The following is a 25,993-nucleotide window of genomic DNA, read 5'->3' as shown; positions in this document are numbered from 1 at the left end:
CGCTCTCGGCTATATCTTTTTCCTGCTAAAGAAGCAGCAAAAAGGATACCGCCTCGATCGGGGCTAGATGAGATATTTTAGTTTTCATAACACCTTTTTAGCTTTATTGTCTAATAATTTTAATTAAAAATATTTCTATGAAAATTTCTTTTTGGCTTTATTCCTCTAACCTCGAAGCTTCATTTGATTTTTATCAAAAGGTTTTCAATCTTAAAAATGAAACCTTTACCAACAAAACAAAAACTTTTTTTGTACCCATTGACCATTATGCCGAATTAAAAATAAGCACCTTGCAAAAACCCCTTAACGAAGGAAATATCGAAATAAACGAAGCCGATATTGATGATATATATAATCGCCTTATAAAAAACCAACTTCTGCAAAACGATGAATCAGATGTCGAAAAATTACCACGCGGTACATTTTCTGGCCCTTGGGATTTTCCTGGCGGAAAAGCACTATTTCTAAAAGATCCCGACAATCATTTTATTGCTTTTATGGAATGGTAATTAAACCATTTCATTTACTTTAAAATGAAATGGAACCATTTTCGAATTTGCTCTATTTATAAGAAAAATTGTATTTTTGTTTTCGACAACATAAAATTGTATCGTACGGGAACAACCTTGTTTTTTACCTAAAAGAATTTTGTAAAAGAATTTTAAATACCTTTGAATTATGAGCACAGCAACAAAACCAAATCATATAGGGCGAAAAATTAGCCGTATTCGTGAACTTCGAGATATGAAACAAGAAGCTTTGGCACAAGCTTTAGGAACAAACCAGCAAGCTATATCTATTATAGAAAACAGCGAAACTGTAGACGAAGAAAAACTTATCGAAATAGCAAAAGCACTTGGTGTAACTGCAGAAGCCATAAAAAGTTTTTCAGAAGAAAATATGATTACGTATTTTAATACTTTCAACGATAGCCACGGAAATTTTGGAAAATTTGAAAGTGGTTCTGTTTGTAACTTTAATCCACTTGATAAAGTGGTTGAACTTTACGAACGTTTGGTTCTTGCTGAAAAAGAAAAAGTAGAGTATTTAGAAAAATTATTGAAAGAGAAATAGTTTCAAATAATATTTGAAATGCAAAAAGCCATTCTAAAATTTTTAGAGTGGCTTTTTTAGTTATAGAATAGTGTCTGAAAATATGGCTTATTTTGACAAAAAAAATAACTTTTGAAGTAAGAGCAGAAAACGGAAATACTATATTTTTACTGATATAGAATATATTTAATTATTTAAAAACAAAATAATATCAGAATTAATTACATCTTACAATAAAACAAAGTTATCAATCCTAGAATGGGCTGAAAGCTCAAAATCAATAGCGTAGTGCATCGCACTACAAACTAAAACTAATCATGAATATTGCCCTGAAAGGGCTAAAGCAAAAAAACATGTCACAATCACTATCAAAAGTATATGTTCATCTAACATTTAGTACCAAAGGACGTTACCCATTTATTGACAACATCATACAAGAGAGATTATGGCAATATCTTGGCGGAATTTGCAAAGGATTAGAATGCAATCCAATTCAGATTGGAGGATACAAAGATCACGTACATATCTTATGCTTATTATCTAAAAAGATTACTCAAATGAAATTGGTAGAAGAAGTAAAAAAGCAATCTTCAAAATGGATAAAAACGATAGATACAAATTACGCAAAATTTTATTGGCAAGATGGTTATGGTATATTTTCTGTTAACCCATCACAAGTAGAAATAGTAACGCAATACATTAAAAATCAAGAAGAACATCATAAAAAACATACATTCAAAGAAGAACTAGTGGCTTTTTTAAATAAATATCAAGTAACGTATGATGAACGTTTTCTTTGGGATTAGGCTTTCGCCCTTACAGGGCTAAAAACAATCCTGTTTTTCTTCATGGTGCTTCGCACCATGCTAATGCTAAGGCTCTTTCAGAGCAGTTTACGCGTACTTTAATTTTATAATTTACGTATGAAAAAAAAATCCTATTACACAGATTTGCAATCTATCCCCCCACAAAAAGAATTAATTTCAAGTATTTTTTGTCTTATCGACCTCACAGCAAAACTACTTCAACAAATACCCAAATCGTATCGATCCAAAAAAGTAACCTGAATTGGTATTTGTCTCCGGATCTCTCAATTCTCTTCCTCTATAAATAAAAGAATACGACATATTGAAGTTATTGTGTCGATACTTTAAACCAAACTCGGCATTAAAACGAAGCGGTTCGAGCTCAAAAGTTATGGGACTTGTATTGCTAAACATACTTCCTTCGATCGTGGCATCATAAAATTGGTAATTAACGCTAGGCATTGCATAAAAGTAAAACTCCCTGATATTGTATTGCGGTTGAGAACTTACCGAAGCGTCGTGCAAATTCGAATCGTAAATTGGCAGTAATTTTTTGAAACCAATTCGGGTTAAGAATCCTGTTGAAACGCCGTCGAAGATAGTTCCCAGATTGACTTCTGACTGAAAATGAAGATCGATAAAATCATTGTGCTTTTTAGGAAATAATTTCTTTGAATACATCACATGTAACTGAACGGCAAATGCATTGTGCAATTGATTTTCCCAACCAAAAACTTCTTTATACCCTATAAGATGATGAAAACTTTCCTGTGTTTCTCTGCCTAAAGCATTTGGTCCCATGAAACCCAACTGAAAGTCGGTTTTCAGGACAGATTCGCTTTGATAAAAAAAACTTCTGCCCGCTTCGGCAAAAAGATAACCCGTAAAAGGCCGGTCATTGATATCAACAGCAGTTTCATTAATAAACCTCGGATTATAGATATATTGCCCAATGCGGAATTCGGTGATTTTCTTGTTGATTTTTTCGTTGTTGTTCTTCGATAGAAATCGGTAAAAAAGCTCTAAACCGTTCGTATAATACATGTCATTTTTAGACGATGTATATAAGTCATTATCGGTAATTAAACCAATTTCGGTGGTTTTTGCCTGTCCAAAAGCCAAAGTTGTTGCCAGTACAAAGAGCGTAATAAAAGTTTTTTTATTTCGCATGATAGTTTATTTTCCCAACAGCACGCATTTCACGAACAATTCTTTCTTTTCGTCTGTTAATATAACTTGAAGATCCTGTGGCTTTAAATTTTCTTGGGTTGGGTAATATTGCAGCAATTCCGGCGGCCTGCATTGGCGTTAAACTCGACGCATCACGACGGTACCAATGTTCTGTTGCGGCATAAGCCCCGTAAACACCATCTCCCATTTCGATACTGTTCAGGTAAACTTCCATAATACGTTCTTTGCCCCAGATCAGTTCGATTAAAACCGTGAAATACGCTTCAAGACCTTTACGGAAATAACTTTTTCCCTGCCATAAAAACACATTTTTGGCTGTTTGTTGCGAGATGGTACTTCCGCCACGAATTCTACGTCCGCGTTCGTTGCTTTTGTAGGCTTTTTGAAGTGCCTTAAAATCGAAACCATTATGCTTTAAAAAAGTTCCGTCTTCACTGGCGATCACTGCTTTTTGCAAATTCATCGAAATCTTTTCGATAGGTTCCCAATCGTGATCAAAATAAACTTCCTTACCTCCCATTTTATTTTCTATGGCACGAATAATCATTAGCGGTGTAAAAGGTACTGGTACATATTTAAAGAATATGACAGACGCAATCGAAACTCCGAAGAACCATAGAAATAATTTTATAAAAAACCATTTTACTTTTTCGCCAAAAGAGCGATTCCCTTTTTTTGGTCCTGCTTTAGGTTTTGGTTTCGGTTTGTTTGCGGTTGTTGTTTTTGGTATCGGTTTTTTGGTTACTCCCATTATATTAAATCTGCTAATTCTGTTCCTATTAAGCTCCCAATTGCTACACCCATTCCGCCTAAACGCACTCCACAAAACACGTTTTCAGACAATTGAGTAACAACGGGATTTTTACTATTTCCTATTCCCATTATCCCACTCCAACGGTGTGCGATTTGGAAATTCTGATTTGGTAAAATTACATTTTTAAGTAAATCCTCCAATTTATTTTGTACAATTTTCGTCTGGCCAAATTCTGTTGTTTTTTCAGTTTCAAAATCTAAGTTTCTTCCTCCGCCAAGTAAAATTCTATCGTCTATATTTCTAAAATAATAATAACCACGGTCCAGATGAAAAGTTCCCTTAATATCTAAATTTTTTATAGGTTCTGTTATTAAAACCTGCGCTCTTGCGGGCTGAACGGCGCCTTTTGTTATGGCGTTCGCAAAACCATTTGTTGCGAAAAGTATCTTGCCTGATCTAAAACTAAAATCCTGCAATACAATTTCGACCTGATTTCCTAAATCGGCATATGACGTTACAGTTTGCTGATTCAGGATTAGAATGTTCTCAGAAACAGCTTGTCTGAGTAATTCCTGCATCATATTTCCGGTATCAATCTGGGCTTCAAACGGATTAAAAATCAAGTATTCCTGAATATTTCCAAAACCAAAACGATCTGTTTCTTTGGTAAATACATCGGCTTTAAAAAGAGGTTTTAAAATATCATTGACAAAAGGCAATCTCGAAATACATTCACTAAATCCGCTTTCGTCTTCTTTCAGAAACAATTCATATCCGCCATGGGGTTTAAAATCGATGGCGGAATCCCCTAACCTTTTTCGAAGCAATTGCAAACCTTTCCAACGTTTTTCGATGAGATTTATTACGTCTCCCTCTGAATGTGTTTTGAGGTCTTCCATAATTTCAGAAAGACTTCCAAAACAGGCAAAACCGGCATTTTTAGTACTCGCGCCTTGTGGCAGCATTCCTTTTTCTAACACCAGAATTTTCGCGCCAGGAAATCTTTCGCGCAAGCGTAATGCTGCATGCAAACCTACAATACCGCTGCCTACAATGGTGTAATCAACATTTGTAAACCAGTTTTTTAATTCCCAATAGCTTAGTTCCATCTTTGTTTTAAAATAAATTCCAATTTAAAATTCCAATTTAGGAAATAAATTTAAGGCTTTGATTTTAATCGCCACGAATTCACGAATTGTTTTTTTTGAGAATAAAAATTCGTGAATTCGTGGCGGAAAACTTTTAAATAAGTTTTGAATTATGAATTTTCTAAAAAAACTTTAACAATAATTGAAATTTGGAATTTATTAATTGGAATTTAAAAGTTGTATTTTTAGCCCCACGAATATTAGAATTTTATTATGAAAAAAGTATTATTTACAACCTTAATAATGATGAGTTTAAACGCTATCGGGCAGAATGTAATGTCTCCGGAATTGTTATGGAAATTAGGAAGAGTGAGTGCTCTTGGACTTTCAAAAGATGCGAAGAATGTTGTTTTTAAGGTTTCGACTCCTTCAATCGAAGAAAACAAATCGTCTTCTAAATTTTACATTATTTCCGTAAATGGCGGAAATGCAACTGAAATCAAAGACACAAAAGAAGTTTTGGCCGATAAAAACATTTCGCCTGACGGAAAATTTTTAGTGTACAATGAAGAAGTAAAAATCGACAAAGTGCTGGGAAAAGATTTTTATCCAAAGCTTGACAAATCTGATGCTCAAATTTATGATGGTTTAGATTATCGTCATTGGGATACGTGGAACGAAGGTAAATTTAACCACGTTTTTTACAAAGAAAACAAAGAAGGTGCAACCGGAATTGACATTTTGAAAGGTGAAAACTTCGATTCTCCTCAAAAGCCTTTTGGCGGTGACGAAGATTATATCTGGTCTCCTGACGGAAAAAGCATTTTATATGTATCGAAGAAAAAAGCAGGAACGCAATATGCGATTTCTACCAATACCGATATTTATGAGTACAATCTGGAAACTCAAAAAACGATAAACAGAACCGAAGGAAACTTAGGTTATGATACGGCTCCGCAATTTTCCCCTACAGGAAATTTAACCTGGTTACAAATGAAACGCGACGGTTATGAGTCTGATAAAAACGACATCATTGTTGATTTTAAAGGCATCAAAACAAACCTAACAGCAAACTGGGACGGAACTGTAGATAATTTTATCTGGAGTAAAGATGGTAAAAACGTATTTTTTGTAGCTCCTGTTGATGGAACAAAACAACTTTTTACAGTAAACTTTCCGGGATTAACAAGAATTGCAATTCAGGTTCGTCAATTAACGAACGGAGATTTTGATGTCAATGATTTAGTTGGTTTTGCTGGCGATGACATCATCGTTACAAGAAACGACATGAATCACGCTCCGGAAATTTATTCTTTTAACTTAAAGAAAAACAGCTGGAAACAATTAACCAATGTTAATACTGACACTTATAAAACTTTAGCACTTAGCAAAACAGAAAAACGTTATGTTACCACTACTGACGGTAAAAAAATGCTGGTTTGGGTAATTTTACCTCCAAATTTTGATGCTTCAAAAAAATATCCAACTTTATTATTCTGTCAGGGCGGACCGCAATCTCCGTTGACACAATCCTATTCTTTCCGTTGGAATTTCCAGTTAATGGCTGCTAAAGGTTATGTAGTTGTAGCACCAAACCGTCGCGGAATGCCGGGACATGGTGTTGAGTGGAATGAAAAAATCAGTAAAGACTGGGGCGGACAGGTTATGGACGATTACCTTTCTGCAATCGATGATGTCTCTAAAGAAAATTATGTAGACAAGTCCCGTTTGGGTTGTGTGGGCGCAAGCTACGGAGGATATTCGGTATTTTATTTAGCCGGAATTCACAAAAACCGTTTCAAAACTTTTATCGCTCATGATGGAGTTTTCAATACCGTAAGTATGTTAGGAACTACTGAAGAAGTTTTCTTTAACAACTGGGATTTTGGCGGAGCTTATTGGGAAAAAGACAATGCTGTAGCTCAAAAAGCATACACTACTTTTAATCCTGCAACTTTGGTTCAAAACTGGAACAGACCTATTTTGATTTTCCAGGGAGGAAAAGATTTCCGTGTACCAATTGGGCAGGGACAAGAAGCTTTTCAGGCCGCTCAGCTACGAGGAATCAAAAGTAGATTTGTATATTTCCCTGATGAAAATCACTGGGTTTTACATCCACAAAATGCTCAGGTTTGGCAAGGTGAATTCTTTAAATGGTTAGACGAGACCCTTTAATCCAATAAATTACAAATAAAAATAGCCGCAGATTTTATATAATCTGCGGCTATTTTATTTTTAAGACCTTTTAATTATATAAAACATTAGTATTAATTTATATTTCTAAAACAGAAATTTTGAATAAATTGCAGCAATTTCCCATCATAAAAACTTCCAAATCCCCACAATAACAATCTATGGAGAGCAAAAAAAGTTATACCGCACTCAAAGTTTTATTTAGTTATGTTGCATTACTGGCTTTGGTTGTTACTGTTGGATGGTTTTTATATTCTGAAAATGTTGTGTATAATAAACTTGAAAGTAAAATTGCTTTCGAAAAAACCAAAATTCTCAGGGTCAGTAAATTGTTTTCAAATGTTTATAAAACCGAAAGTTTAGCAAGAAAAACAATCCAAAACAATTCTGAGGAAGATTTTAAAAGTTACCTTATCGAAACTGATTCTTTAAAATCAAGAATTGATACGTTAAAACAAATTGTTACTACACAATATCAAAAAACATTACTGGATAGTGTAACTTATTTATTGTCTGAAAAAACAAAAAACATCAGACAATTAAAAACCATAAAAAACAAGGCCGAAGATGAAGTTTCGGTAAACACGGCCATTGATGAAATTACTAAAATGGAGTTCAAACTCCGAAAATTAGAACTTCAGGATTTCAACAAAAACCCGAATCAATTAGGCAGTTATCAGCGAAATGTACTTCAGAAATATGTTGACTACCTCAATCAGAATATTCCGGATGACAGCACGAATACATTAAGCAAACAAGCATCGGATTCGATTTTAGCGAATTCAAAAAAACTGCTAAGCAATGTAAAATTAAAGGCCGAAAAGAAAAAAGAATCCCTGAATTTTGAAGAAAACAAGTTACTGAAAAATGAAATTGCCATTTCGGACCAACTTCGAAAAGTGCTTCGTATTATTGAGAGAGAAATCATCATCAACTCAATCAAAAACAATTCATTAAAAGAAAAATCACTTAAGAAAGTTAACGAAATCGTAACCGTTTCGGCTATTGTAGGTTTGGTACTGACCTTATTTTTTTCGTTTTTGATTGTGAGCGATTACTCTAAATCTCAATTGTATAAAAAGCAACTTGAAATTGCGAATTTTAAGACAAAGAACCTGCTTAAAAGTCGCGAGCAATTAATTTCTACGGTAAGTCACGATTTAAAAACGCCTTTGAGCACTATTGTGGGCTATTCAGAACTTTTAGGCAATTCTGATGTCAATACAAAACAATCGTATTTCATTAAAAACATCAAAAATTCCTCAGAATATATCACACAACTGGTTCAGGATTTATTAGATTTTTCTAAAATTGAAGCAGGAAAAATTTCGATTGAAAAAGTTCCCTTTTCATTACCTGAAATCATTGATGAAGTAGCTAAAAGCATTCAAACGGTTTACAAACAAAAAAATATTGACCTTATTATCAACGTTGATGAAAAACTGAATACAAGGATTGTTGGAGATCCTTTTCGACTGAAACAAATTTTGAGTAATATTATTGGTAATGCCTATAAATTTACTGAAGAAGGCTTTATCAAAATCAGCGCCTACACTACTGAACATGATCATTTTTTCGCCATTAGAATCGAAGATACCGGAATTGGAATCGAAAAGGGAAACCAGAAATTAGTTTTTGAAGAGTTTGCACAGGCAAATGAAAACATTGAAAAAAAATATGGCGGAACAGGTTTAGGGTTGTCTATTTGCCAAAAAATAATAGCTACTTTAGGCGGCGACCTAAAGCTCGAAAGCATTTTTGGGAAAGGAAGTACTTTTGTGGTCCAGCTTCCTTTACAATTTGATAATAGCCCGAAATCTACTCCCGAAACTAAAAAAGTTGTAATTCATAATACTCAAAAACAAACGTTTATTGTTTTAGACGACGACATCAATCTTTTAAATTTAACGAGCGGTGTCTTAAGACAAGAAGGCCATCAGGTTTTGTCTTTTAATAGCGCAACAAAAGCATTGGAAGCGATTCAGAACACGAATTTTGATTTTGTGATCACTGATATACAAATGCCGGAAATGGATGGTTTTATGTTTCTGAAAAAATTAAAAAGTTCCGGATATTCAACTTATAAAAACCAGCCCGTGATTGCGCTTACCGGAAGAACAGATCTTGATGCCACGATTTATAGCGAAGCCGGTTTTACCACAGTAATACAAAAGCCATATTCTCCAAAAATATTATTGGAGACCATTCAGCTTATTTTGGAAAATGATACCCTACCCAATGTTGACCTTAATGAAGAGGAAGAAAAAACGAGTTCTAAATTATATTCTCTCGAAACCCTGAAAGAATTCTTAGGCAATGATAGTGACGCGTTAAACGAAGTCTTAAAATCGTTTATAGAAAGCAGTAAAGAAAACCTGATTTTGTTAGAAAACGCAATAATCGAAAAGAATATTATTGAAATCAATTCGATTGCCCACCGAATTGCGCCTATGTTTAAACAAATTCAGGCGCGTGAAATTGGTGAAATTTTGAAAGTTTTAGAAAATAAAAATCTGGGAACTTCTGACTTAAAAGATATTTTTAAAGTACTGAGATCTAAAACAGATGTTCTTTTTGCAGCTTTAAAAAAAGAAATAGTTTAGTTTATATCGTATTGCTTTAGTTTATTATAAAGTGTTTTTCTGGTAATTTTAAGCAATTTTGCCGCTTCGGATTTATTATTCTGTGCTTTTGATAAGGCATGAATAATAGCTTCTTTTTCGTTTTCAGACAAAGAGAAATTGCCGTTATTATTTTGTTGCTTCTGAATTTGAAAAAACTCAACAGGAAGAACGTCGCTCTTGATAAAATCACCCTGAGTCAGAAGTGTGGCGCGTTTGACACAATTCTGTAATTCACGTAAATTTCCCGGCCAATTATAATTTTGAAAAATAGTAACCACTTCCGGTGAAAATCCGATGATGTCTTTATTTAATTGTTGATTGGCTTTCTCTAAAAAATAATCCGCAAATACCATTAAATCTTCGTCCCGGTCTTTTAATGAAGGAGATTCAATAGAAAACTCATTGATTCTATGATACAAATCTTCTCTAAAATCACCATTTTTAACTGCCTCGCGTAAGTCCTCGTTTGTAGCCGTTATAATTCTGATATCAACATTAATTTCTTTATTACTTCCAACAGGTTTAATCTTTCGTTCCTGAAGTGCTCTTAATAACTGTATTTGATTTTCGTAGGACAGGTTCCCTATTTCATCTAAAAAAAGAGTTCCTCCATTAGCCGCTTCAAAATAACCCATTTTGTCGTTGATCGCTCCTGTAAAAGAGCCTTTCAAATGGCCGAAGAATTCACTTGCCGCCAATTCTTTAGGAATAGCACCACAATCAACCGCAATAAAATTATTGTTCTTTCTTAAACTTTGCTGATGAATGCTTTTAGCAATAATTTCTTTTCCTGTTCCGCTTTCTCCAATAATCAAAACCGACATATCTGTTGGACTTACCAAATGAATATGGTCTAATAATTTTTTGGAAGCAACAGAAATTCCTTTTACAAATTCATTGTCAGTCGTACTTTGTTTCTTTACAACTTTCTTCTCTTTTGCCGGGGCTTCTTCTGCCTCTGAAGTTTTTAAAGCATTTGTAATCACCAATAAAACCTCATCAGGATTGAAAGGTTTTGAGATATAATCTGCTGCACCATTTTTAATGGCTTTTACAGCAGTATTTACATCAGAATAACCGGTCATAAGTATAACAGGAATCTGAGGATAAGCCGCTTTAAATTCAGACATTAGTACAATACCGTCAGAATCAGGCAAACGCAGATCTGTCAAAATCAAATCGAAAGATTCATTTTTGATTGCTAATCTTGCTTCTGCAGCTGAGAATGCAATAGTAACCTCGTATGATTTTTTAATTAGAAACTTCTCTAATAATTTACAAAACGAAATATCATCTTCTATCAGTAATATCTTTGGCATTTGTTTTTAGGGACTTTTTTGCTAAAATAAGACTATTAAAATTGTCTTTTCACAAAATTATGCAAAAAAAAAAGAGATTGCATATTGCAATCTCTTTTTTACCAAAAGCATAAATCTAAATTCACCTAATTTATATCTTTAACCAGTTGCCATTGACATCTGAAAAAACAGTAGCCTTTTGGTCACCAACCGATATTTCTAATTTATACTCTTTCTTTTCATTTACAAATGCCTTATCCAGTTTAGCACCGGGATAAGCAGTTTGCAGGGCAGTCTTTACAGCAGCAGGTATAGCTTCAGCGCTTACCTCTGTATATTCTGCCTGAACAGAAACAGCGATTTTAATGTGTTCTGAAGTTACCTCAGTATTCGCATACGTAGATAAACTTCCTAAAACTATTACTGCAGATAGAATTAACTTTTTCATGTCGCTATCTTTAAATTATTTTTTAATAATGCTTCCGGAAGCATCTGTAAATACAGTATACTTTTTGTCACCACTAGAAATCTCTAACTTGTACTCATTCTTTTCATTTTTATACGCTTTTTCAAGCTTTGTATTTGGAAAAGATTTTTCGATAGTAGATTTTACAGCTGCCGGAACAGCATCTGCGCCAATTTCAGTAAATTCATCCTGAATTATCACTGACTGAGTCATTGAAGTTTTTACTACAGAATTTGCTGCCTGAACTGACAAACCTCCTAAAATGATTGCTGCTGATAAGATTAACTTTTTCATAATAATAGTTTTTATGGGTTACTTATAATTACTTTTTAATAATGTTACCAGAAGCATCTGTATAAACAGTTGATTTTTCACCTCTTACAGTGATCTCAATTTTATACTCTTTCTTCTCGTTTACATATGCTTTATCCAATTTCACACCTGGATAAGCATTGTCTAATCCTGTTTTGACTGCTGCCGGAACAGCATCAACTTCTTTATATTCGTCTTGAACGTTTACTGAATGAACCATTGAACTTTTCACGTCAACATTCCCTGCTTGCATTGACAACCCTCCTAACAGGATAGCTGCCGATAAGATTAACTTTTTCATAGTGATAGTTTTTATATTATTAATTGCTAATTATTTTTTAATCCATGATCCATCTGCATTAGCAAAAAGAGATCCTACTTTGTCACCTACTGTAACATCTAGTTTATATTCTGATTTTGCATTTTTGTATGCTTTTGAAAGTACGGCATCCGGATACGCTTTTTTAAGAGCATCTGTAACTGCAACTGGAACTTCTTCTAATTTAATTTCAGTGTATTCGTCCTGAATTGAAATTGTTTTTACGATTGTATTTGTTATTGGAGAAGTTGATGCAAATGATGTTAAACCTCCCAAAACGATTGCGGCTGATAAAAATAAATTTTTCATGATAGTTATTTTTTAGTATTGTTAATTTTATTTTAGTATTACTAATTTGAATTTTCAAGCAATCGATCTGATTACTTTTTAATCCAGGTTCCATCTGCATTTGCAAAAAGGTTACCTACTTTGTCACCAACGGTAACATCTAACTTATATTCTGCTTTTTCGTTTTTATATGCTTTAGTAATTACAGCATCCGGATATGCTTTTTTCAAAGATTCTGAAATAGCAGCTGGTAATTCCTCTAATTTGATTTCTGTGTACTCTTCTTCAACAGAAATGGTCTTTACAATAGTATTTGTAATAGGAGAAGTTGAAGCGAATGAAGTTAAACTTCCTAAAACAATTGCGGCTGATAAAAATAGATTTTTCATAATGTGTATATTTTAATTATTTAATAGTTGTTTACGCTTTAGATAATGAAATTATTATGCCGTAACACAAACCCCACCTCAACAACCATGTAAAACACTGTAATTTAAGCATTTAATTCTAATATGCCAAAAAACAGAATTATAAATAAGTGTGTAATATGGTGGGATACTGTGTAAAAAGTAAACACAAATAGTGTTTACCTGCTATCTTTAAACAACAAAACCCAATAGCCTATATAAAGCTATTGGGTTAAAATAATGTGGTAAAATAAAAAAGGCTGTCAAAATTTTGACAGCCTTTATATTATTCTTCTATAGGTTTCATTTTAAATGTATCCATAAATGCAGTAGTATAATCTCCTGCGATATATCTTGGATCATCCATTAATTGCCTATGGAAAGGTATTGTCGTTTTTACACCTTCAATAACAAATTCATCCAAAGCTCTACGCATTTTGCTAATCGCTTCCTCACGTGATTGTGCAGTCGTAATTAACTTTGCAATCATTGAATCGTAATTTGGTGGAATTGTATAACCAGAGTAAACGTGAGTATCTAAACGAACTCCGTGACCTCCAGGCATGTGAAGTGTAGTAATTTTTCCTGGTGAAGGACGAAAATCATTATAAGGATCCTCAGCATTAATACGACATTCGATAGCGTGTAATTCCGGTAAATAGTTTCTTCCGGAAATTGGAATTCCTGCAGCTACCATAATTTGCTCACGAATTAAATCGTAATCAATAACCTGCTCCGTAATTGGATGCTCTACCTGAATACGAGTATTCATTTCCATGAAATAGAAATTTCTGTGCTTGTCTACTAAAAATTCTACTGTTCCGGCTCCTTCGTATTTAATGAATTCAGCAGCTTTTACAGCAGCTTCTCCCATTGCAGTACGTAATTCATCTGTCATGAAAGGTGAAGGTGTTTCTTCAGTCAGTTTTTGGTGACGACGTTGTACAGAACAATCTCTTTCAGAAAGGTGACATGCTTTTCCGTAAGAATCACCAACAACCTGAATTTCGATATGACGTGGCTCTTCAATAAGTTTCTCCATGTACATACCATCATTTCCAAATGCAGCAGCAGCTTCCTGACGTGCACTTTCCCAGGCTTTCAATAATTCTTCTTCTTTCCAGACAGCACGCATTCCTTTTCCACCACCACCGGCAGTTGCTTTAAGCATAACCGGGTAACCAAATTCTTTGGCTAATTGTTGTGTCTGTTCAAAAGATTCTAACAATCCTTCAGAACCTGGCACACATGGAACCCCTGCAGCTTTCATTGTAGCTTTTGCAGAAGCTTTGTCTCCCATTCTATCAATCATTTCAGGAGCAGCACCAATAAATTTGATTCCGTGTTCCTGACAAATTTTTGAGAATTTAGCATTCTCAGAAAGAAATCCATATCCTGGATGAATTGCATCTGCATTTGTAATTTCTGCAGCGGCAATAATATTTGACATTTTCAAATACGATAAGTTACTTGGAGGAGGACCAATACAAACCGCTTCATCAGCAAACTTAACATGTAGGCTTTCAGCATCGGCTGTAGAGTAAACTGCTACAGTTTTGATTCCCATCTCTTTACATGTACGAATTACACGAAGTGCAATTTCTCCTCTATTCGCAATTAATATTTTTTTAAACATCTTATTTATATTAAAAATTACAAATTCCAATCTCCAAATTCCAAATAATTGGATTTTGTGATTTGTCCATTGGAATTTTTAAAAATTATGATGGATCAACTAAGAATAAAGGTTGGTCAAATTCTACAGGAGACATATCATCAACAAGAATTTTTACGATTTTACCTGAAACTTCTGATTCGATTTCGTTAAATAATTTCATTGCTTCAATTACGCAAAGAACATCTCCTTTAGAAATAACACTTCCAACTTCAGTAAAAACTGGTTTGTCCGGAGATGGTTTTCTATAAAAAGTTCCAATAATTGGAGATTTAATAGTAATGAATTTAGAATCTTCAGCAGGAGCCTGAGCTTCAGAATTTACATTTACAACTACCGGAGCAACTTGCTGAGGAGCAACTGCTTGTGGCAATACACCTTGAGCTGGCAATTGTTGTACGTAAGTAGTTTCAGTTACATTTCCTTCTAAAGTTGTTCTAATAGTGATTTTTACATCATCCATTTCTAACTTTACCTCTGCAACTCCCGAATTTGCTACAAATTTAATTAAGTTTTGAATTTCTTTTAAATCCATAATGATTTGTTTTTAGTTTTAATTTATTTCTTATCGTAAGCCCATTTTAGGTAAATAGATCCCCAAGTGAATCCACCACCAAAAGCGGCAAAAATAATATTATCTCCTTTTTTGAATAAGTGTTCAAAATCGTTTAATACCAAAGGCAATGTAGCAGACGTAGTATTACCATATCTTTCAATATTCATTAATACTTTCGAATCTTCAAGATTCATCCTGCTTGCAGTAGCATCAATAATACGTTTGTTTGCCTGATGTGGCACTAACCAATTAACATCTTCATTAGTCAGATTGTTTCTTTTCAGAATCAATTCGCTTGCATCGGCCATATTAGTCACAGCATATTTAAAAACGGTTTTTCCGTCCTGAATAATATTGTGTTGGTTGTTCTGAACGGTTTCTAAAGTAGTTGGCGTCAAAGAACCTCCGGCAGGAATTTTAAGAAAATCACGTCCTACACCATCGCTGCGTAAGTATTCATCCTGTAAACCTAAGCCTTCATAATTGGGTTCGAATAAAACAGCACCCGCTCCATCTCCAAAAATAATACAAGTTGCCCTGTCTTTATAATCTACAATTGATGACATTTTATCAGCACCAATTAAGAGTACTTTTTTGTATCGCCCTGACTGTATATAAGCTGCAGCAGTTGACATTCCGTATAAAAAACTTGAACAAGCCGCTTGCAAGTCGTATGCAAATGCATTTGTAGCCCCAATTTCTGTAGCAACATAAACTCCTGTAGAGGCTACCGGCATATCTGCAGTAGCTGTTGCCATTATAATCATATCAATCTCTAAAGGATCAATATTTGCTTTCGCAATTAAATCTTGCGCTGCTTTTATAGCAAGAAACGAAGTTCCTTTTTCAGCATCTTTAAGAATCCTTCTTTCTTTAATACCTGTACGGGTAGTAATCCACTCGTCATTAGTATCAACCATTGTTTCTAATACTTTATTCGAAAGAACAAAGTCAGGAACGTAAGCTCCAACAGCGGTAATTGCGGCTGTGATTGTATTCATTATATTCTATTATTTCGCATCAAATACAGGGTATTTGAAAAATTTTTAAAAGACTTGAAAATTACAAAAAAAAACGAAATTAATTTGTAGATAATTTCTTAAAAAAAGAAAATTATAACCAACAAAAAAAACTCTCACTATGTGAGAGTTCTAGTATCATTTACGAAAACGTATTAAGCAACCGCTACAGATTTATCGATAACAACTTGCCCTCTGTAATACATTTTACCTTCATGCCAGTAAGCTCTGTGGTATAAATGTGCTTCTCCAGTAATAGGACATGTAGCGATTTGAGCTACAGTAGCTTTATAATGTGTTCTTCTCTTATCTCTTCTTGTTTTCGAGATTTTTCTCTTAGGATGTGCCATTTTACTATATTATTTATCCGTTAATAGTTTCTTTAATTTGTCCCAACGCGGGTCAATATCTTCTTCTTGTTTACTCTCTTCTTTTTCTTCTTTGACGTTGTTTACTGTCAGTTCATTTAATTTTTTCAAAGCTTCTGTTTGCAAACTTCCGTCTTTTACTCCTGGATGAACTCGTTTTAGAGGTACCGAAAGGGCAATCATTTCATAAATGTATTGTGCTACATCTATTTCATGCTCTCCATGTGGCAGAATCAACAACTCTTCGTTATCGTTGTTGAATTCATCTCCAAAGCGAACAATTAACTTCATTTTCCCTTTTAAAGGCAAATCAAAATCTTCGCTTGTCAGATCACAAGGTACATTTACAGTTCCTTTGTGTTTGAATTCCAACTCTAACATGTTGCTTTTCTTATCTAAAACTAAACCTACTTTGATATCTGAACTTTGAAATTCATCGTAATCAAAGTTCTCAAAGAACATGTTACTTATTTGATACTCAAAATGGTGTTTTCCTAGCTTTAACCCTATGAAAGGAATTAAAAATTCTTTTGTTTTGCTCATTTCAACATCAATTTCACCAACTCTTATCTAAAACTCAGATAGCTGAATTGGGGTGCAAAGATATAAAATTATTATAAAACTAATAATCTTATTCACCTTTTTTTGTTTATAACTGTTTTTCTTTTATTTTAAGAGGTTTTTTAGTAATCTCTTCATACTGATTACGCGAGTGAAAAATGTCGATTGCAAGATAAACCGCCTCTTTAAATGAATTAAAATCTGCCATGTCTTTTCCAGCAATATCATAAGCTGTACCGTGATCCGGCGATGTTCTGATCTTATTTAAACCAGCTGTATAATTAACCCCTTTCCCAAAAGACAATGTCTTAAAAGGAATCAATCCCTGATCGTGATATGTTGCGACAACGGCATCATATTTTTCATATTGACCACTTCCAAAAAAACCATCTGCAGGAAACGGACCAAAAACCATCGTTCCGGCATCAAATATTTTCTTCAAAGCAGGTTTTAAAACCAAATCATCTTCTTTACCAATTACACCTCCATCACCAGCATGTGGATTTAATCCTAAAACAGCGATTTTTGGTCTTACGATACTGAAATCCTGAATTAAAGATTTTCTTATGGTCTCAATTTTCCTTGTAATTAATTCTTCTGTTAAATGCGAAGAAACCTCACTCAAAGGAACATGATCCGTTAATAAACCAACTCTTAAGTTATCCTGCACCATCATCATTAGTGCATTTCCTTCTAACTCCTGATTTAGATAATCTGTATGTCCCGGAAATTTAAAATCTTCTGATTGAATATTGTATTTATTAATTGGAGCTGTCACCAAAACATCAATCTGATCGTCTTTTAGAGCTTTCGTAGCTGCAACAAATGACTTTATAGCATACTCTCCAATTTTCTCATCGTTTACCCCTAAATTAATATCCACTCCTTCTTTCCAAAGATTGAAGACATTTACTTTTCCCGGCACCACCTGATCTAATTTGTCTACTCCATGAAACTGAACTGTAGACGTAAAACTTTTTTTAACAAAAGATAATATCTTGGCGTTGGCAAAAATAACCGGCGTACACATCTCTAACATACGAGAATCTTCGAATGTTTTTAATATAACTTCGCTTCCAATACCGTTTAAATCTCCAATTGAAATCCCAACAATTATATTTTCTGCTTTTTTATTCATGTGCTCAGGTTATTTATTACTAATTTTGATGTGCAAATTTAGTAAAATAAAACAACAATGTTCACAGGAATTATAGAAACCCTTGGAAGGATTCACGAAATAAGAAAAGATCAAAATAATCTTCACATTACAGTCGACGCTTCGATCACAAACGAATTAAAAATAGACCAAAGTGTTTCGCACAACGGAATATGCTTAACCGTTGTAGCCATAAAAGACTCATTTTACACAGTAACCGCTATCGAAGAAACGATTTCGAAAACAAATATTGGAGACTGGAAAGTTAACGACATTGTAAATCTTGAAAGAGGAATGAAACTGGGCGATCGTCTTGATGGTCATATCGTACAAGGTCACGTAGACCAAATTGGCACGTGCATCAAGATCGAAGAAGCAAACGGAAGCTGGAACTACACTTTTGAATACGACAAAAACCTCAGCAACATCACCATCGAAAAAGGATCTATAACCGTAAACGGGGTTAGTCTTACGGTTGTAAACTCTAAGACAAACGAATTTAGTGTTTCGATTATTCCGTATACTTATGAACACACTAATTTCAAGAATTTTAAAGTTGGTACAAAAATAAATTTGGAATTTGATGTAGTTGGAAAATACATTTCCAGACTTTATTCAATAAACAAATAAGACTTAATGTACTCACAAAAAAAGCTTCAATTTACATTGAAGCTTTTTTTATTTTATTTTTATATATAATCATCATTCCCAAAATCAAGCCCGCCAGAATCAAAAGCACAACATAATTATCGATTGGCACAATATCCGGATCATTAGGATCATCCGGCGGCGGGGGCAAAGTTCCCGGTTGCGCTAAAACACTTAGTACATTAAGCAAAACTAAACATATCGTAAAAAAAACAGTCTTTATTATCTTCATAATTTTAACATGCTGCTATACAGCAAGGTAGGTTGTTAAATTTATCCACTTTAATATAATTCGCACAAAAACAGGGGCTTACACATAATTCTTTGGCAAATGTATACGTTTTTTACAAAAACACAAGATTTACAGCAAAAAAAACTCACCAAAAACAACCTCAACTTTCTGACGTAAGAATTAAACCCTAAAATCACAACTTCACGATTAATTCCTTACGTATAAATTTACAATTTAGATTTTTTAAAAAAGTTAATCTAAAGAGAAACTTACATGAATTTAGATAAAAACACAAGAAGTGGAAGAAATACACAAAAAAAGCCTTTACATTTCTGCAAAGGCTTTGTTGTGGTCCCACCTGGGCTCGAACCAGGGACCACCTGATTATGAGTCAGGTGCTCTAACCAGCTGAGCTATAGGACCGGTTTGAGGATGCAATATTACTACTATTTTTCATTCACTCCAAATATTTTGGGATATGATTTTTATTTAATTTCAATAGCATTCACTCTTTTATCACAAGATAATTGATTTTCAACATCTTATTTCACATCTTGAAAAGAGATTTTTTTATTTAATTTCCTGGCAAAGCTCAACTAAAACCCCATTTGTGTTTTTTGGATGCAGAAAAACGACTAATTTATTATCAGCTCCTTTCTTCGGAACTTCATTGATCAATACAAAACCTTCATTTTTTAATCGGGTTATTTCGGCATGAATATCATCAACATCGAAAGCAATATGATGAATCCCTTCTCCTTTTTTCTCTAAAAACTTCGCAATTGGACTTTCAGGATTTGTCGCTACTAACAATTCAATTTTATTGGTTCCGGTTTGAAAAAAAGAAGTTAAAACCCCTTCACTCTCGACAGATTCCATTTTGTATGACGGAACGCCTAATAACTTTTCGAACAATACATTTGCATCATCCATGCTTTTTACTGCTATTCCGATATGTTCTATTTTATTTACCATTTGATTTCAATTTAAAACAAAAACTCAATTACAATTATTGATTCACATAAGTATTAAAATAACCGCATTCAGCAATTACATCCTGATAATATTTGGTGTCCGAATAATCTTTTTTCAACGCTTTAAACCCACTCCAGGCAATAAAATTGATTTTATCATCTTCTACTTCCCACCAATTCTTTAAATTATTATACTTATTATTATAATACTCGTTACGCTCACATTTTGCCAGCATATAAATACATTTTGCCTTTTGTTCTTTTGTGGTTGCAGCCTCAAATGCTTTTTGATAATACATTTTAGAGACATCACAATTGGTAATCATTTTTTTCATTGCATCCCTAAATGAATATGGATTTGAACCATAACCCACAATACTAATTTCATAGAAAGTTCTGCCATTTCCGAAATGAGTAATATTATAGAACGCATTCCCTAATAACAAACTATTGGTATAAACATCCTCATTCTGAGCCAGTTTATCCTTCATTGCTTTTATTGTATTCAAAAAATCGATTTGTGTATATTTCTTTTTTTGATACGCTGCATGATCACAATCATGACAATCTTTTATATTTCCGTTAAACGGATTCCCTAAAAAGGTATAATATTGAACCGAATCTGCCTGCTGAATAAAAGCAATTGCTTCCGGAATCTTATTTTTAAAAGTTGCCTGAACCGCCTGAAAACTATTAATATCCTTTAATTTAAGGTAATAAATCCCGGTTCCTAATTTCTCGATTTCAGTTTTATTTGACTTAGCTAAAAATGCTTTCATGTCTAACAGATTCTTTTCGTTGTCATAAAAAGCATTTCCTCCACCCCAATAATACATATTAGAATGAGAATCTCCACCAAATAATTCCACCATCACAGGACTTCCTTTCGCTCTATATAAAGTAGCCAAATAATTCTTACTCCATTGCGCTGCGTTTTGATAACGGAATTCCTGACCTTTATAGTTTTTTGGAAGCTCCTGGTACAACCAATTCAAATCGGCCAGGATTGTTTTTTCGTTTTTATCCGTGAGTTTATCAATTTTACTCATGTTATTCACAAAGCGAAGCAATCGCAATTGATAACTCGCCAATTCCGTTTTCGGCAATGTTTTCTCTGCTTTGTTTAAATTGATATCCGCGGCAGCATAATCTCCTTTTAAGGTTTGTAGATATCCTAATGAAATATCCCATAAATATGGTTTTTCTGTATTTCCTGCTGCTGCAATTTTCGCTACTAAATCAAACGCCTTAGTATTGATTTTGGCTTTGTTTGCCTCTCTGTTCTCTGCAACTGTCTGCTTAATAATTGGCGAATTATAATCACCGGACTTTGTTTGCACTTCAAACGAATTATTTATACTTTGTTCCTGGTTATTCACCAGTCTGGTTAATAAATAATTCAGATGCCCGCTTTTAGGATCTAATTCATAAATTTTTCCGATTGCCTGAGTTTCATCTTTATAAAAACCATGAACTGCCCAAAGCGCAGCCTTTTCTTTATTATTCTTCCCCATTGCCAAAGACTTATTCCAATCAGCATCATTTTGAGGATGAAAACTATATGCTGTGACAACTCTCAATTCAGGACATTTATCAAATACCTGCGCGTATAAATAATTCGAGGTTGAATATTTTTTCTGTTGGTAATTGATTCCTGCAACATAAGAAAGCGCTCTGTAATACAAGGTATTTTTAGGCACCGAAGCTTCTGTTTTATTAAAAAATTCAATCGTCTTTTTCTTATTGCTGCTATAAAAATAAGCCTTCACGGTAAGAAACCAATATCTGTTTTTTAAGAATGAATCTGAAGTTGTGTTATAAACATTCTCGATCGACTGAATCATTTTCAAATCATCAAAAGTTTTCGCTACAACAGGCTCATAACTCCAATAATCATTATTAATAGAAACTGTTTCTATTTTTTGTGCCAAATATAAAAACTCAATAAAACTCTTAACCCTGGTATCTTTCAAACTGATCTTTTTGCCCCATTTTAATGAAGTTGAATTGTCTTTGTTATTTTTTAAAAAAACATGAAGCTGCGTAATATCCGTTTTATTTTCAGGTGCTTTTTTCTCAGAAGAATATTTTGAGGTTTCATCTCCAATTAAAAAATAGCTTACTGTTGCAGTATCTGCCTTTCCTTTTAGATAACCTGCCCAATCTGATTTTATATCGTCATTAAACCTGGAATTGTGTTGTGTATCAAAACCGATTCCGTAAAAAATATCGCCCGACAAAAAAAGTGGCGAATAGGATTTATCCGCAAATGTCTCTGGTGTAAAATTAGAATTATAACCAAAAAAATCCCAATCATCACCACCTCCACAAGCATAAATTATTCCGTATACAGAAAGTAAAGCAGCACTAGAAACAAGAAATAACTTGTTTAAAAATATCCTTTTCATAATTTTTAATATTGAATTCGTCTAAATCGTAAAATATAATTTCTCTTGGGGCCTGAACTAAATTCTCATCTAATTCTTCTGCCATTTCTTTTAAATCCTCTGAAGAAATGGCTTCTATTTTCAGCAAATCATTTTCTTCATAAAAAAAGCCATTCTTATAGTTTGATTTTTTTACCTTAAAAAACATAGCGTTAATTTGCTCAAAATTGGCATCTTTTTTAAGTTCATCAACATTTAGTTTAGATCGCAAACCAATTACTTTTTGATTTCTGATATGAACTCCCCAGGAATATATTGGCAAAGCAAAATCAAGATGCAGTGGATATTTCTTCAAACTTTCCAGATATCTTTCGGCGATTTTTCTACTGTAAATAGAATTCAGGGAATCTGGCGCAATAGTCCCCATATTATAATACATCAAAACCCCGGAATCGACATTTGGAATTTTCGTTTTCTTAAAATATTTCACCTGATGCAAACGAATTGTTGCCGAAAGCTTTTTATGCGAAAGCTTTTTAAATTGTTCTATAAATTTAAGGTAATTGTCTTTACTTTTCAAAGTCCAGTCACAATCGATTTGAATTTCCTGGCAAATGATTTTATTCTTTATATTAATTTCTTCTACTAATCGAATTGTCTTCTGAGCCAAATCATCAATATCAAGATGAGGCAACGACATCACTTTATTTTGAATAAAAATTACGGGAACAATAGTAAAATTATTGACATTTTCCTGAAAATGAATTGGACTAACCGGAATTGGATCTTCTGTTTTTGGATAAAGACCTATATCAAAATAGCGGATATAAAGCTTACTTACTTCATTACTACGCACAACTTCTTTTTCTGGCTCCGATAATTTAAAGATGGTTTTCCAATAATAAAAAGCAACAATTGGCTTTTCATTTTTACCACAGGAAATCAGTAAAAAAAAGAGTATACCAACAAAAAATCTTCTTATCAAAACGGGGAAAAATTATATTTAGAATCAAAAGTAAGAAATTATATCATCTTATAAATTTCAAATGCAAAAAAATACCAAGAAACAAAAGCTTTAAATCCTAATAAATGGATAAAAAATTTCAATTAAAGCAAATATAATCGTTATTTTGTGCAATCAAATTTAGAAACCGTTATGTTGAAAAACAACTTCAGATATATTGCATTTTTACTCGTATTTTTAATGTTCAGTTGCGCCAAACGAGGCAGCATCACCGGCGGATTAAAAGATACTCTTGCTCCGGTTTTAAAATACAGTTCTCCCAAAAACATGAGTACTAATTTTGAAGGAAATGAAATTATTTTAGGCTTTGATGAATACGTAAAACTTAAAAATTTAAACAAACAGCTTATTATTTCACCTCCAATGAAACATGAGCCGTTGATTTTGCCTACGACAGCCAGTAAAGTTATCACGATAAAAATAAAAGATACTTTACAGCCTAATACCACCTATAGTTTCAACTTTGGACAAAGTATTGCGGACAATAATGAAGGAAACGCAATCAACCAATTCAAGTATATTTTCTCGACGGGATCTTATATTGACTCACTTACTATAAGTGGACAAATCAAAGATGCTTACGAAAAAAATGTAGATAATTTTGTATCTGTAATGCTTTACGAAGTGAATGATACTTTTAAAGATTCTGTAATTTACAAACAGAGCCCGAGATATATTACAAACACTCTGGACAGTTTAAGAACTTTTAAATTAGAGAATTTAAAGGCCGGAAAATATCTACTAGTAGCAATGAAAGACAAAGCGGCAAATAACAGGTACAACCCAAAAGATGACAAGATTGGATTCCTAAAACATTATATTACGGTACCCAATGACACTGTATTTGAGTTAGAATTATTCAAAGAAACGCTTCCACTAAAAACTTTTAAACCAATTCAGGCATCCGGGAACAGACTATATCTTCCTTATGAAGGAAAACAGAATTTTAAAATTTCTAAACCTAAAATTGTTCTTAAACACAATAACGATGTTTTAGAAACTATCGTGACCGCTTTTCCCAAAAAAGATTCTTTGCAAGTTTGGTACAAGCCGATAAAAGCAGATTCATTATCTATGGAAGTTAGCGCTGCTAATTATGACAAGAAGTTTACTTTTAAAATTAAGGATCAAAAGAAAGACACATTAAATATTACAGCACTACAAAACGGAGTTCTCAATTTTAGGGATCGGTTTACCTTAGAATCAGCAACTCCATTGGTAAAATTTGACAAATCAAAAATCAAATTAGTCAACAAAGATTCTGTTGCTGTAGATTTCACTACAGAATACGATGAATTTGAACAAAAATTATATGTTGATTTCAAAAAAGAACCAGTCGAGAAATACAATGTTACCTTTTTTCCAGGTGCTTTGACTGATTTTTACGAAAAAGCAAACGATACACTTGTTTATAAATTAACAACAAAAGAATATGCAGATTACGGAAATCTCGTTCTGAATCTACGAAATGTAAAACGATTCCCGATAATCGTTGAGATTACCAATAAAAAGGGGGATGTTGTATTGGCTAGTGCATATTCCGAAGGAAGTACAAAAATAACCTTTGATTTATTACAACCTGAAGCATTTACAGTACGAATAACGTACGATGACAACAAAAACAAAATGTACGACGCCGGAAATTTCCTCAATAAAACCTATGCTGAAGAGGTATTTTATTACCAAAAAGAAGTTGATGTCCGAACAAATTGGGACGTAGACGAAACAATAGATTTAAGTATTCCGTTTAATCCTGAAGTCGAGAAAAAACAAGTTGATAAGAAGAAAAAAGAGGATGCAAAGAAGAGAAAAGCATTCTAGATTTTAATCTCAAAAACATCTTTATCATTAAGGAAATCGAGTTTTTTTCGAGTTTCGAGCATTGCATCTTTGTCTAGATCAACAATAAAAACAGCTTCGGTTTCCTGAGGTGCCAAAGTAAAATTTCCTAAAAAATCAATTACTTGCGAATGCCCAATGTGTTCGTAATTATTTACATCAAGTCCTACTCTATTTACACCAACAACATAACTTAAATTCTCAATTGCTCTTGCTTTTAGCAAAGAATCCCAAGCATTGGTACGTACTTTGGGCCAATTGGCAACATATAATAGTAAGTCATAATTTTCGACATTTCTGGCAAAAACCGGAAAGCGCAAATCATAACAAACCTGCAAGCAAATCTTCCAGTTAAGATATTCTACGATTACCTTTTCATTTCCGTTGGTATAGAATTTATCTTCGCCCGCAAGCGAAAACAAATGGCGTTTGTCATAATGTTGAATTTCACCTGACGGCAATACAAACAACATTCTGTTATAATATTTTTCATTTTCGACAATAATCAAACTTCCCGTAATAGCGAAGTTTTTTTGTTTTGCCAAAGATTGAAGCCACAATACGGTTTCGCCTTCCATAGTTTCAGCCACTTCATGTGCGTTCATGGTAAATCCGGTAGAAAACATCTCAGGAAGCACTACCAAATTTACTCCCGAATCAATCTGATTGATCTTTGATTCAAAGCTATTTCTGTTTTTAACAGCGTCTTCCCAATGGAGATCTGATTGTATAATTGCGATTTTCATATTCCAAAA

The 25,993-nt window shown here is 33.5% G+C and carries 27 protein-coding genes and 1 tRNA gene; 7 read left to right on the top strand and 21 right to left on the bottom strand.

From position 1 onward, the window contains the following. The first annotated feature begins 137 nt into the window (after positions 1-137). The 3 genes from ACQY44_RS14785 (at position 138) to tnpA (ending at position 1,859) form a co-directional block, all read left to right on the top strand. A complete protein-coding gene (locus tag ACQY44_RS14785) occupies positions 138-509 on the top strand; it encodes a VOC family protein (RefSeq protein WP_428231090.1) in 372 nt (123 codons plus the stop codon). A 169-nt stretch (positions 510-678) separates the two neighbouring features. Further along, positions 679-1,074, top strand: a complete 396-nt coding sequence (locus tag ACQY44_RS14780) for a helix-turn-helix domain-containing protein (RefSeq protein WP_428231089.1) — start codon at positions 679-681, stop codon at positions 1,072-1,074. 332 nt (positions 1,075-1,406) lie between these two features. Continuing rightward, entirely contained in the window at positions 1,407-1,859 is a 453-nt protein-coding gene (gene tnpA / locus ACQY44_RS14775; protein WP_428231088.1) for an IS200/IS605 family transposase, read from the top strand. Positions 1,860-2,072: 213 nt separating this feature from the next. Here tnpA and ACQY44_RS14770 read toward each other — a convergent pair whose 3' ends face one another. From ACQY44_RS14770 to ACQY44_RS14760, 3 genes are read right to left on the bottom strand one after another with little or no spacing between them, the layout of a single operon-like run. Next, positions 2,073-3,029, bottom strand: a complete 957-nt coding sequence (locus ACQY44_RS14770; RefSeq protein WP_428231087.1) for a lipid A deacylase LpxR family protein — start codon at positions 3,027-3,029, stop codon at positions 2,073-2,075. Then, complete coding sequence (gene mtgA, locus ACQY44_RS14765) at positions 3,019-3,801, bottom strand: monofunctional biosynthetic peptidoglycan transglycosylase (protein ID WP_428231086.1); 783 nt, start codon at positions 3,799-3,801, stop codon at positions 3,019-3,021. The genes ACQY44_RS14770 and mtgA overlap by 11 nt, the downstream gene beginning before the upstream one ends. Then, entirely contained in the window at positions 3,801-4,913 is a 1,113-nt protein-coding gene (locus tag ACQY44_RS14760) for an NAD(P)/FAD-dependent oxidoreductase (protein WP_428231085.1), read from the bottom strand. The genes mtgA and ACQY44_RS14760 overlap by 1 nt, the downstream gene beginning before the upstream one ends. 252 nt (positions 4,914-5,165) lie before the next feature. Between ACQY44_RS14760 and ACQY44_RS14755 the strand changes: the two genes are divergently transcribed. Together ACQY44_RS14755 and ACQY44_RS14750 are read left to right on the top strand one after the other, a co-directional pair. Next, positions 5,166-7,067 carry a S9 family peptidase gene (locus ACQY44_RS14755; protein ID WP_428231084.1) on the top strand — a complete coding sequence of 634 codons (1,902 nt, stop codon included), beginning with the start codon at positions 5,166-5,168 and terminating at the stop codon, positions 7,065-7,067. A 179-nt stretch (positions 7,068-7,246) separates the two neighbouring features. Beyond that, on the top strand, positions 7,247-9,688 hold the full coding sequence (locus ACQY44_RS14750; RefSeq protein WP_428231083.1) for an ATP-binding response regulator: 2,442 nt from the start codon (positions 7,247-7,249) through the stop codon (positions 9,686-9,688). Here ACQY44_RS14750 and ACQY44_RS14745 read toward each other — a convergent pair. The 12 genes from ACQY44_RS14745 to pdxA all read right to left on the bottom strand — a co-directional run bounded on the left by ACQY44_RS14745 (position 9,685) and on the right by pdxA (position 18,116). Beyond that, positions 9,685-11,028, bottom strand: coding sequence for a sigma-54-dependent transcriptional regulator (locus ACQY44_RS14745; protein WP_428231082.1), 1,344 nt, complete (start codon positions 11,026-11,028; stop codon positions 9,685-9,687). The two genes, ACQY44_RS14750 and ACQY44_RS14745, sit on opposite strands and share 4 nt — an antisense overlap. Before the next feature lie 130 nt (positions 11,029-11,158). Continuing rightward, positions 11,159-11,455: a hypothetical protein gene (locus ACQY44_RS14740; RefSeq protein ID WP_428231081.1), complete on the bottom strand. Its 297-nt coding sequence runs from the start codon at positions 11,453-11,455 to the stop codon at positions 11,159-11,161. A 15-nt stretch (positions 11,456-11,470) separates the two neighbouring features. After that, on the bottom strand, positions 11,471-11,767 hold the full coding sequence (locus tag ACQY44_RS14735) for a hypothetical protein (protein ID WP_428231080.1): 297 nt from the start codon (positions 11,765-11,767) through the stop codon (positions 11,471-11,473). A 28-nt stretch (positions 11,768-11,795) separates the two neighbouring features. Further along, positions 11,796-12,086: a hypothetical protein gene (locus tag ACQY44_RS14730; RefSeq protein ID WP_428231079.1), complete on the bottom strand. Its 291-nt coding sequence runs from the start codon at positions 12,084-12,086 to the stop codon at positions 11,796-11,798. A gap of 30 nt (positions 12,087-12,116) precedes the next feature. Continuing rightward, positions 12,117-12,413 (bottom strand): hypothetical protein, encoded by a 297-nt coding sequence (locus ACQY44_RS14725; RefSeq protein ID WP_428231078.1) that lies wholly within the window; start codon positions 12,411-12,413, stop codon positions 12,117-12,119. 71 nt (positions 12,414-12,484) lie between these two features. Beyond that, positions 12,485-12,781, bottom strand: a complete 297-nt coding sequence (locus ACQY44_RS14720) for a hypothetical protein (RefSeq protein ID WP_428231077.1) — start codon at positions 12,779-12,781, stop codon at positions 12,485-12,487. A gap of 304 nt (positions 12,782-13,085) precedes the next feature. Next, positions 13,086-14,435: an acetyl-CoA carboxylase biotin carboxylase subunit gene (accC, locus tag ACQY44_RS14715; protein WP_428231076.1), complete on the bottom strand. Its 1,350-nt coding sequence runs from the start codon at positions 14,433-14,435 to the stop codon at positions 13,086-13,088. 85 nt (positions 14,436-14,520) lie between these two features. Next, complete coding sequence (gene accB / locus ACQY44_RS14710) at positions 14,521-15,009, bottom strand: acetyl-CoA carboxylase biotin carboxyl carrier protein (protein WP_428231075.1); 489 nt, start codon at positions 15,007-15,009, stop codon at positions 14,521-14,523. A 23-nt stretch (positions 15,010-15,032) separates the two neighbouring features. Continuing rightward, positions 15,033-16,031 carry a beta-ketoacyl-ACP synthase III gene (locus tag ACQY44_RS14705; RefSeq protein ID WP_428231074.1) on the bottom strand — a complete coding sequence of 333 codons (999 nt, stop codon included), beginning with the start codon at positions 16,029-16,031 and terminating at the stop codon, positions 15,033-15,035. 173 nt (positions 16,032-16,204) lie between these two features. Next, complete coding sequence (gene rpmF / locus ACQY44_RS14700) at positions 16,205-16,399, bottom strand: 50S ribosomal protein L32 (RefSeq protein WP_007137315.1); 195 nt, start codon at positions 16,397-16,399, stop codon at positions 16,205-16,207. 9 nt (positions 16,400-16,408) lie between these two features. After that, on the bottom strand, positions 16,409-16,960 hold the full coding sequence (locus tag ACQY44_RS14695) for a YceD family protein (protein ID WP_428231073.1): 552 nt from the start codon (positions 16,958-16,960) through the stop codon (positions 16,409-16,411). 106 nt (positions 16,961-17,066) lie between these two features. Then, positions 17,067-18,116 (bottom strand): 4-hydroxythreonine-4-phosphate dehydrogenase PdxA, encoded by a 1,050-nt coding sequence (gene pdxA / locus ACQY44_RS14690; protein ID WP_428231072.1) that lies wholly within the window; start codon positions 18,114-18,116, stop codon positions 17,067-17,069. Between the two features lie 57 nt (positions 18,117-18,173). On the opposite strand from pdxA, the gene ACQY44_RS14685 reads away from it, so the two are divergent. Beyond that, entirely contained in the window at positions 18,174-18,764 is a 591-nt protein-coding gene (locus ACQY44_RS14685) for a riboflavin synthase (RefSeq protein WP_428231071.1), read from the top strand. A 31-nt stretch (positions 18,765-18,795) separates the two neighbouring features. Here the strand turns inward: ACQY44_RS14685 and ACQY44_RS14680 are convergent, their stop codons facing one another. From ACQY44_RS14680 to ACQY44_RS14660, 5 genes are all read right to left on the bottom strand, one after another. Continuing rightward, positions 18,796-19,014 (bottom strand): hypothetical protein, encoded by a 219-nt coding sequence (locus ACQY44_RS14680; RefSeq protein ID WP_428231070.1) that lies wholly within the window; start codon positions 19,012-19,014, stop codon positions 18,796-18,798. 349 nt (positions 19,015-19,363) lie between these two features. Then, positions 19,364-19,437: transfer RNA gene (locus ACQY44_RS14675), tRNA-Ile, on the bottom strand. A gap of 147 nt (positions 19,438-19,584) precedes the next feature. Beyond that, entirely contained in the window at positions 19,585-19,989 is a 405-nt protein-coding gene (gene mce / locus ACQY44_RS14670; protein WP_428231069.1) for a methylmalonyl-CoA epimerase, read from the bottom strand. Between the two features lie 34 nt (positions 19,990-20,023). Further along, positions 20,024-22,396, bottom strand: coding sequence for a hypothetical protein (locus ACQY44_RS14665; RefSeq protein ID WP_428231068.1), 2,373 nt, complete (start codon positions 22,394-22,396; stop codon positions 20,024-20,026). Then, a complete protein-coding gene (locus ACQY44_RS14660; protein ID WP_428231067.1) occupies positions 22,356-23,360 on the bottom strand; it encodes a hypothetical protein in 1,005 nt (334 codons plus the stop codon). Before ACQY44_RS14660 ends, ACQY44_RS14665 begins: the two co-directional genes overlap by 41 nt. 171 nt (positions 23,361-23,531) lie before the next feature. On the opposite strand from ACQY44_RS14660, the gene ACQY44_RS14655 reads away from it, so the two are divergent. Then, on the top strand, positions 23,532-25,220 hold the full coding sequence (locus ACQY44_RS14655) for an Ig-like domain-containing protein (protein WP_428231202.1): 1,689 nt from the start codon (positions 23,532-23,534) through the stop codon (positions 25,218-25,220). On the opposite strand, the gene ACQY44_RS14650 is transcribed toward ACQY44_RS14655, so the two are convergent. Further along, on the bottom strand, positions 25,217-25,984 hold the full coding sequence (locus ACQY44_RS14650; protein WP_428231066.1) for a nitrilase family protein: 768 nt from the start codon (positions 25,982-25,984) through the stop codon (positions 25,217-25,219). The two genes, ACQY44_RS14655 and ACQY44_RS14650, sit on opposite strands and share 4 nt — an antisense overlap. Between the last annotated feature and the right edge of the window lie 9 nt (positions 25,985-25,993).

The sequence above is a fragment of the Flavobacterium sp. genome, from assembly GCF_965277525.1.
GTDB lineage: Bacteria > Bacteroidota > Bacteroidia > Flavobacteriales > Flavobacteriaceae > Flavobacterium.
Note: the sequence above shows the minus strand (reverse complement) of the source record. Positions and strands in the feature narration are given on the sequence as shown.

Excerpts from the sequence above, each read along its gene's own strand:
- mtgA (WP_428231086.1), bottom strand. The coding sequence starts at position 3,801 with ATGGGAGTAACCAAAAAACCGATACCAAAAACAACAACCGCAAACAAA.
- ACQY44_RS14650 (WP_428231066.1), bottom strand. The coding sequence starts at position 25,984 with ATGAAAATCGCAATTATACAATCAGATCTCCATTGGGAAGACGCTGTT.
- tnpA (WP_428231088.1), top strand. The coding sequence starts at position 1,407 with ATGTCACAATCACTATCAAAAGTATATGTTCATCTAACATTTAGTACC.
- ACQY44_RS14785 (WP_428231090.1), top strand. The coding sequence starts at position 138 with ATGAAAATTTCTTTTTGGCTTTATTCCTCTAACCTCGAAGCTTCATTT.
- ACQY44_RS14655 (WP_428231202.1), top strand. The coding sequence starts at position 23,532 with ATGTTGAAAAACAACTTCAGATATATTGCATTTTTACTCGTATTTTTA.
- ACQY44_RS14770 (WP_428231087.1), bottom strand. The coding sequence starts at position 3,029 with ATGCGAAATAAAAAAACTTTTATTACGCTCTTTGTACTGGCAACAACT.
- ACQY44_RS14760 (WP_428231085.1), bottom strand. The coding sequence starts at position 4,913 with ATGGAACTAAGCTATTGGGAATTAAAAAACTGGTTTACAAATGTTGAT.
- ACQY44_RS14740 (WP_428231081.1), bottom strand. The coding sequence starts at position 11,455 with ATGAAAAAGTTAATTCTATCTGCAGTAATAGTTTTAGGAAGTTTATCT.
- ACQY44_RS14680 (WP_428231070.1), bottom strand. The coding sequence starts at position 19,014 with ATGAAGATAATAAAGACTGTTTTTTTTACGATATGTTTAGTTTTGCTT.
- ACQY44_RS14735 (WP_428231080.1), bottom strand. The coding sequence starts at position 11,767 with ATGAAAAAGTTAATCTTATCAGCAGCAATCATTTTAGGAGGTTTGTCA.
- ACQY44_RS14685 (WP_428231071.1), top strand. The coding sequence starts at position 18,174 with ATGTTCACAGGAATTATAGAAACCCTTGGAAGGATTCACGAAATAAGA.
- mce (WP_428231069.1), bottom strand. The coding sequence starts at position 19,989 with ATGGTAAATAAAATAGAACATATCGGAATAGCAGTAAAAAGCATGGAT.
- ACQY44_RS14730 (WP_428231079.1), bottom strand. The coding sequence starts at position 12,086 with ATGAAAAAGTTAATCTTATCGGCAGCTATCCTGTTAGGAGGGTTGTCA.
- ACQY44_RS14705 (WP_428231074.1), bottom strand. The coding sequence starts at position 16,031 with ATGAATACAATCACAGCCGCAATTACCGCTGTTGGAGCTTACGTTCCT.
- ACQY44_RS14755 (WP_428231084.1), top strand. The coding sequence starts at position 5,166 with ATGAAAAAAGTATTATTTACAACCTTAATAATGATGAGTTTAAACGCT.
- ACQY44_RS14725 (WP_428231078.1), bottom strand. The coding sequence starts at position 12,413 with ATGAAAAATTTATTTTTATCAGCCGCAATCGTTTTGGGAGGTTTAACA.
- pdxA (WP_428231072.1), bottom strand. The coding sequence starts at position 18,116 with ATGAATAAAAAAGCAGAAAATATAATTGTTGGGATTTCAATTGGAGAT.
- ACQY44_RS14745 (WP_428231082.1), bottom strand. The coding sequence starts at position 11,028 with ATGCCAAAGATATTACTGATAGAAGATGATATTTCGTTTTGTAAATTA.
- ACQY44_RS14665 (WP_428231068.1), bottom strand. The coding sequence starts at position 22,396 with ATGAAAAGGATATTTTTAAACAAGTTATTTCTTGTTTCTAGTGCTGCT.
- ACQY44_RS14750 (WP_428231083.1), top strand. The coding sequence starts at position 7,247 with ATGGAGAGCAAAAAAAGTTATACCGCACTCAAAGTTTTATTTAGTTAT.
- ACQY44_RS14720 (WP_428231077.1), bottom strand. The coding sequence starts at position 12,781 with ATGAAAAATCTATTTTTATCAGCCGCAATTGTTTTAGGAAGTTTAACT.
- rpmF (WP_007137315.1), bottom strand. The coding sequence starts at position 16,399 with ATGGCACATCCTAAGAGAAAAATCTCGAAAACAAGAAGAGATAAGAGA.
- ACQY44_RS14695 (WP_428231073.1), bottom strand. The coding sequence starts at position 16,960 with ATGAGCAAAACAAAAGAATTTTTAATTCCTTTCATAGGGTTAAAGCTA.
- ACQY44_RS14780 (WP_428231089.1), top strand. The coding sequence starts at position 679 with ATGAGCACAGCAACAAAACCAAATCATATAGGGCGAAAAATTAGCCGT.
- accB (WP_428231075.1), bottom strand. The coding sequence starts at position 15,009 with ATGGATTTAAAAGAAATTCAAAACTTAATTAAATTTGTAGCAAATTCG.
- accC (WP_428231076.1), bottom strand. The coding sequence starts at position 14,435 with ATGTTTAAAAAAATATTAATTGCGAATAGAGGAGAAATTGCACTTCGT.